This window comes from Amycolatopsis echigonensis (assembly GCF_014174495.1).
Classification (GTDB): Bacteria; Actinomycetota; Actinomycetes; order Mycobacteriales; family Pseudonocardiaceae; genus Amycolatopsis; species Amycolatopsis echigonensis.
This window is the reverse complement of record NZ_JACJHR010000067.1, coordinates 44518-50517: the sequence shown is the minus strand read 5'-3', so window position 1 is coordinate 50517 and position 6000 is coordinate 44518. Positions and strand designations below refer to the sequence as shown.

General features: G+C 67.6%; 6 protein-coding genes and 2 pseudogenes. 5 read left to right on the top strand and 3 right to left on the bottom strand.

From position 1 onward, the window contains the following. The 3 genes and pseudogenes from H5411_RS34330 to H5411_RS49865 form a co-directional block, all read left to right on the top strand. A partial coding sequence (locus tag H5411_RS34330; protein WP_220817865.1) for a hypothetical protein occupies nt 1–426 on the top strand: 426 nt, incomplete at its 5' end. A 397-nt stretch (nt 427–823) separates the two neighbouring features. After that, nucleotides 824–1336, top strand: coding sequence for an LppA family lipoprotein (locus tag H5411_RS34325; RefSeq protein WP_183126190.1), 513 nt, complete (start codon nt 824–826; stop codon nt 1334–1336). 433 nt (nt 1337–1769) lie between these two features. Beyond that, a pseudogene (locus H5411_RS49865) lies at nt 1770–1877 on the top strand (SDR family mycofactocin-dependent oxidoreductase); the annotation flags it as partial. Between the two features lie 224 nt (nt 1878–2101). On the opposite strand, the pseudogene H5411_RS49860 reads toward H5411_RS49865, so the two are convergent. Beyond that, nucleotides 2102–2302 (bottom strand): annotated as a pseudogene (locus tag H5411_RS49860) (carbohydrate binding domain-containing protein); the annotation flags it as partial. 100 nt (nt 2303–2402) lie between these two features. After that, nucleotides 2403–2825, bottom strand: coding sequence for a MarR family winged helix-turn-helix transcriptional regulator (locus tag H5411_RS34315; protein ID WP_183126189.1), 423 nt, complete (start codon nt 2823–2825; stop codon nt 2403–2405). Between the two features lie 80 nt (nt 2826–2905). Here H5411_RS34315 and H5411_RS34310 point away from each other — a divergent pair, with 80 nt between their 5' ends. After that, nucleotides 2906–4054, top strand: a complete 1149-nt coding sequence (locus H5411_RS34310) for an MFS transporter (RefSeq protein ID WP_183126188.1) — start codon at nt 2906–2908, stop codon at nt 4052–4054. A gap of 52 nt (nt 4055–4106) precedes the next feature. Next, entirely contained in the window at nt 4107–5063 is a 957-nt protein-coding gene (locus H5411_RS34305; RefSeq protein WP_183126187.1) for a LysR family transcriptional regulator, read from the top strand. Here H5411_RS34305 and H5411_RS47960 read toward each other — a convergent pair. After that, nucleotides 5060–5230 carry a hypothetical protein gene (locus H5411_RS47960; protein ID WP_246369604.1) on the bottom strand — a complete coding sequence of 57 codons (171 nt, stop codon included), beginning with the start codon at nt 5228–5230 and terminating at the stop codon, nt 5060–5062. The two genes, H5411_RS34305 and H5411_RS47960, sit on opposite strands and share 4 nt — an antisense overlap. Nucleotides 5231–6000 lie beyond the last annotated feature (770 nt).

The window sequence follows — 6000 nt, the reverse complement described above, 5'->3', positions numbered from 1 at the left end:
GGGATCTTCGTGGCCCGTTCCGCTCGCTTTCACGGGGTGTCGATCGCCGACGCCGAACGTCTCGTCGCGACAACGCCGTATCTGAAGACGTTCCGGCTGCTCTGGACCACCTACGACGGCGGCGTGCTGATGTTCCTCCTCGCCCAGGCCGGGGGTATGCTCCTGCTGGCCGCCGCGAATCTGTCCTTCACGCGTCAACTCGCCGGTCTGCTCGCGAGGGTCCGGCTGCGGGACCAGCCCGTCGGGCGAGTGCGCCGCTGGCTGATGAACGGGTACACGGTCCGCGGCGGCACGCTGTGGGCGCACCTGCTGGTCGCCGGCATCGCGTTCGTCCTGTGCACACCGCTCCTGATAACGCTGCTGGACCACTCGCCCGCCCTGAACGTTCTCCTCAGCTCGGACAACGTTGAGACCCGCAGCGCTTGATCACCATATGGCCAGCCGCCAGGGTCAACAGGGAGGAGGGCACACGTTGAGCAGGGGACCCAGGTGGTGTGCACGGAACGCACCTAACGCCCAAACGCATCCCCGTTGGACGAAGGATCGTGGCATTGAGCGTCGAACGACCGGGGTGACTGAAACTCCGTACACGGGGCTGATCTTCGCTGGGCGGCTGGCGTCCGAGACGCGCGGAGCGATGGTCAGGGCTCTGCGCCCGGGGGGTGCCGGACCCGAACGCCCCGCCGCCGCCCTCCACCACGCAACCCCCGCCGAGCTGATGACACGAGCCTGCCGCCCCCGAATCGCCCGCCTGGTCAGCATCGCGCTCGCCGCCGCGCTTGCCCTCACCGGCTGCGGTGCCGACAGTCCACCGGAGACCCACGTGAACCAAACAAGCCCGAAGGACCGGCAGTTCAGCGAACTGATGCAGCGCCCCGACATTGACGAGATCGTCGCGCACTACCAGCAGATGTACGCCGACTTGCGTCAGCAGCTGTCCGCCGAGTTCCCGAGCATCGGCAGCTGGTCGCAATCGCAGGACGCCACCACCGCCGCATGCGGACCCGAGTTCGACGCGGTGAACGCCGATCTGCCCCAGAACGACGCCGTCACCAAGAGCGTCGGCAACTGGGGCACCACGGGAACGATCAGCGACAAGGACTGGAGCAGGGCGCTGAAGACGGTTTCCGGAATCGTCAGCCGCTACGGGTTCGACCCCAACGCCCAAGTCATGAATGACAAGCCCGGCGCGCACGACGCCAACTTCTACGACCGCTACCGCGCCGAGTTCAGCATCAGCGCAGGCAACAGCGCGGGATTCATGCTCCTCACCGGATGTCACCTGACCGCAGTAGCGAAACAGCGCGGCACGCCAGCGCCAAGGCCGACCTACTAGCTGCAGCCAACAGTTTCACCCCGCGCGCCGTGCTGGGTACCGGAAGATCCGTTGCGCGGCCGCACTCCCTGGGACATGGCAAAGGAACATGTCGCGCCGATTCACGCGCTGTTGGTGTCGCTCGTCGCGCTGCTGCGGAAATAGCGGGCGACACCACGACCGCTGACCGCCGTTGCCCGAGCAGCAATCGCAGGACGCAACCGGCCCAGCCGAAATCGAGCACACCCGACAAGGCTGGCAGGACTCGGGGTTTCGCAACCTGATCGACGACATAGCCAGCAGCGGCACGGAACCTCCGGAGAGGAACCTTCGGAACCCTGAGGCCTCGGTGGCTCTCACCGGGTGTGGTTGGCATCAACGCGGGGCCTTACCCTCGTGACCTGGATTTCAATGGTCCACGGCGTGGTCCGGAGAAGGGGTTTTCACGGGCAGAGTGGACGGCAAGGTCGCGTTGATCACCGGAGCGGAGCGCGGTCAGGGACGGGCGCACGCGAAGCGTCTGGCGGAAGAGGGTGGCGCGCAGGATGTTGTCTTCGTAGACACGGTAGCCGGTGACGGTGCCTGCGGCTGCGCCCAGTTCAACGCGATCGAAGTGTCGGTGACGGTGCCGACGGTCGGAGCTCCTGGGATGCCGGGTGCGTCGGGGGTGTCGCCGCCGGGGCCGTCGAGGACCAGGTCGTCTGCGTCGTACGTGCCGGCGCCGTGCCAGCCGTGCAGGTACAGCCCCGCGGACGTCTGGTTCGCGGTGGTGGTGAACGATAGCGAAAGTTGGCTGTACGCGGAGGCGCTAGTCCATGTGCAGGATCCGCCGGTGACGCCGAGGTAGACCGGTGTGCCTTGCACCCAGGCGGAGACCGAGTAGGTCGTGTTCGGGCGCGCGGGCACTGTTTGGGTGCATTGGCCGACGTCAGACGCGCCTGGGGTGACGGCTAACGCGTAGCTCCCGGAATGCGCCGGCGTATTCGGTTCCTCCGGTCTGACGCGGCCCCCTGCTCGCCATCGTCTAGACCACTGGCGAAGCTGTCCAGACCTATCTGGCCGACGAAAGTCGGCTTTCCGGGGGCGGCTAGACCGTGCCCTCCGGCATCAGTGCGCGGAGCAGTTCCTGCAGGGACTCCTGTTGCGCCGGGCTGAGCGGAGTCAACGGGGAGCGCGCGTCCAGGTGGCGCAGCGCTTCGGTCCGGCGGCGTTTGCCCGCTGGAGTCAGCACGATCTGCTTGGCCCGGCGGTCCGCGGGGTGCGGCTGACGCTGGATCAGACCCTGCTCTTCGAGCCGGTCCAGGACGAAGGTGGCGTTCGAGGCCTCGCACGCCATCCGGGCGGCCAGTTCGCGAGCGGTGATCGGCTCGGACAGCTCGCGCAACGCGATCACCTGGCTCGGCGTCAGGCCCATCTGCTCGGCTACCCGGCGCACGTGGACGTCCAGGGTGTGCGCGAGGTGGTGGACCAGCTTGCACACGTCGCGGTCCAGGCCCGGAGTTCCTGCCATGCGCCCGATCCTAGCGGAACTGCTTCGAGCTGTGATAGTTCTAGTTCAAATCATTCGAACTAGAACTACTGTGGGGTGCCGTGCCGCTCTCGGTGTTTTCCTTGCTGCTCGTTGTCTTCAGTCTCACGACCGGCGAGTTCGTGATTGCCGGCATCCTGCCCGACGTCGCCGCCGGGTTGTCGGTTTCGGTGGCGTCGGCCGGACTTCTCGTCACCGCCTACGCGATCGGGATGATCGTCGGAGGGCCGCTGGTGACGCTGGCTACCGCGCGGGTCGCGCGCAAGCCGTTGATCGCCGGCCTGATCGCGGTGTCCATGGCCGGCAACCTGGGGTCGGCGCTCGCTCCGAACTACGCGCTCGCGGTGGTGTCGCGGTTCGTTGCCGGGCTGGTGGTGGCGACGTTCTTCGCGGTCGCGATCGCGACCGTGGTGTCGATGGCGCCGCCGGGAAAGGCGGTTTCGACCATCGCGAAGGTGACCATGGGGTTGAACCTCGGCATCGTCGCGGGCAGCCCGCTCGGCACGGTTCTCGGCCACCATCTCGGCTGGCGGGCGACATTCGGGGCGGTCGCCGTGGTCAGCGGAATCGCGCTGCTGCTGGTGCTGCGGTTCGTTCCCCCGCAGGCCGCGACCGGGTCGGTGCGCGGGGAGATGCGGGTGCTGGCCGATCGCGACGTCTGGCAGGCGATCGGCCTGACCGTGCTCGGCAACGTCGGCGTGGTGACCGTTTTTACGTATATCGCGCCGTTGCTCACCGACGTCAGTGGATTCAGCAGTGAACTACTTCCGGTGCTGCTGGTTCTTTACGGTGTCGGCGCGGTCGCGGGAAACTACCTCGGCGGGCGGTGGGCGGACAAGGCGCTGCTGCCGTCGTTGGCCTGGATGCTGGCGGCGCTGGTCGTGGCGCTGGCGGGGGCTTGGCTGGGCAGTCCGGCCAAACCGGTGATGGCTGTGCTGGTTTTCGTGCTCGGGATGCTCGCCTTCGGGATCGTCCCGGGAATGCAGGCGCGGGTGATCGCCGCGGGGAGCAGCGCTCCGACGCTGGCGGTGGCGGTCAACGCGTCCGGGTTCCAGTTGGCCGCCGCGGCGGCGGGGCTGCTGGGCGGGCAGGTGATCAGCCGTGAGCCACGGTCGATTTATCTGCTGGCTGCGGTTCTCACCGTGGCTGGGCTGGGCATCGCGCTGTACGCGCTTCGCCGGGAGCGGGCGAGTACCGACTCGCGTCGGTAATTCCCCTCGATCTTTGGCGTTACAGTGGCCAGAGCGAGGGGCCGGAGGAGTCATGGAGCTGGAACTGCGCCATCTGCGCGCGCTCGTGGCCATCGCCGACGCACACAGTCTCGTTCGCGCGGCCAAGGCGTTGCACGTTTCCCAACCGGCGTTGTCCGGGTTGCTGCGGCGCGTCGAACGGTCGGTCGGCGGAAATCTGTTCGTGCGCTCGCCGACGGGATGTGTGCCGACCGTGCTTGGGGAGGACGTCGTCGCGGATGCGCGCGCGGTGCTGGCTGGGATGTCGGCGCTGACCGAGCGGGCTGGGGCGCGGCGGCAACCCGCTGGGGCGGTGCGCCTCGGCGGGTACAGCGGGTTTCTGCATCTCGCGTTGGCAAGGTGGTTGCGGGATCAGCCGTGGTGTCCTTCGGTTCGGGTGCATGAGGAACAGGACGAGGCGCGGACGTTGACGGCGCTCGCGGACGGGGAGCTTGACCTCGCGTTGATTTACCTTGCGCCGCTTCCGGATCGGATCGTTCCGGACGGCATCGAGAGTGTCGTGCTGCAGGCGCGCGAGCCGGTTTTCGCGATTCTGGCGGAAGATCATCCGTTGGCCTCGCACGGCGAGATACCGCTGGAGGAGCTTGCCGCCTATCCCTGGGCGGACGATCCGCCGTGGACGACCCGGTGGTCGGCGTACTTGCACGAGGTTTGCCGGCGGCGCGGGGTCGTGCTGGATCAGCCGCATCGGCCGCAGTGTCTGGCTACTTTGCTGGATTTGGTGCGCGAAGGCATGGCGGTCGCCCCGGCGTTGGCGACTCGGGAGGATCGGCAGGACGGGATCGTCGTGCGGGCGATCGAGGACGCGCCGCTGTGGCAGGAGCTGCGGTTGTGTTGCCGGCCGGGCACGGCGGTTGCGGAGCGAGCCAGCGAGATATCTCATCGGGTGGCCTGTGACTATGCCAACCGTCAGGGGTGCAGTGCCGCGTTCGACCGCTGGTGGCACGCACCCCTGCCGGCGGGCGCTTAGACGGTGACGCGCCAGTTGCTGTTCGGCGTCGGCACCTCGAACTGCAGCGACGAGCAGCTGTAGTCGCTGGGGTTCGGGTTGGCGGTCGGCTGCAACGGCGAGTTCGACTCCGTCGCCGGTGTCCACTGGCCGCCGATGCGCAGTTGCAGCTGGCTGGATTCGAACACCTTGCCCTTCGCGTCCGAGCAGTAGTAAGCCTGGCCGGTCGACGGGTCGACGGGTCGACGGTCGAGTACAGCTCGAAGATGTCCCAGCCCTCGTTGAGGGTGCTCTGGTCGCTCCCGCTTTGCGTGAACAGGTCGTCCCACTTGCCGGTCTGCACGTTGTACAGCGAGGCGGTCCAGCTGTTGGTGCCCGCGTCGGTCTGGACCTCCTGGACGGTGAACGCCGGGTGTCCGTCCACTGTGGACGTATAGGTGGAGAGGAACGAGCTGTCGAGCGGGACTACCTTCGCGGGTCCGACTGTCCCGCACCAGTCCCAGGCCCAGACCTGCCCGCCCTGGTCGAGTCCGTACGCGGTGACGACCTCGATGCAGGAATGGCCGGTGGGCTTGACCGTCGGGGCGTAGACGACGTCCGCGCTGTTCGAGAGACGGAGGTCGGGGACGACACTGTGCGTGACGAGAATTCCGTCCGCGCCGCTGGACAGTTGCGGTTCGGGGCCCCAGAAGGTGTGCTGCTGCGCGTCGATTCGCGGTTTGACGGAACGGCCTGCCTTTTCGCGGCGCAGCTGGAGAAACTTGTCCGCAGCGGTCCCGGCGGCGGCTTTCGCGGCGGCACCGGTCAGCCCGGGCACCACCCCGCTGTCCGGTGCCGCGGAGACCGGCGGGCTGCCAGCGACGACAGTTGCGGCCGCAATGGCAGAAATGACTAGGACAAAGAGTTTCCGCATCGATGCATCTCCTCGTCGTAGGCGAAGGAAACGCGCGGAGGGAAA

What these genes read in the sequence shown, in the direction of transcription:
- H5411_RS34315 (WP_183126189.1), bottom strand. Translation starts at nt 2,825, where the DNA reads ATGGCAGGAACTCCGGGCCTGGACCGCGACGTGTGCAAGCTGGTCCAC.
- H5411_RS34305 (WP_183126187.1), top strand. Translation starts at nt 4,107, where the DNA reads ATGGAGCTGGAACTGCGCCATCTGCGCGCGCTCGTGGCCATCGCCGAC.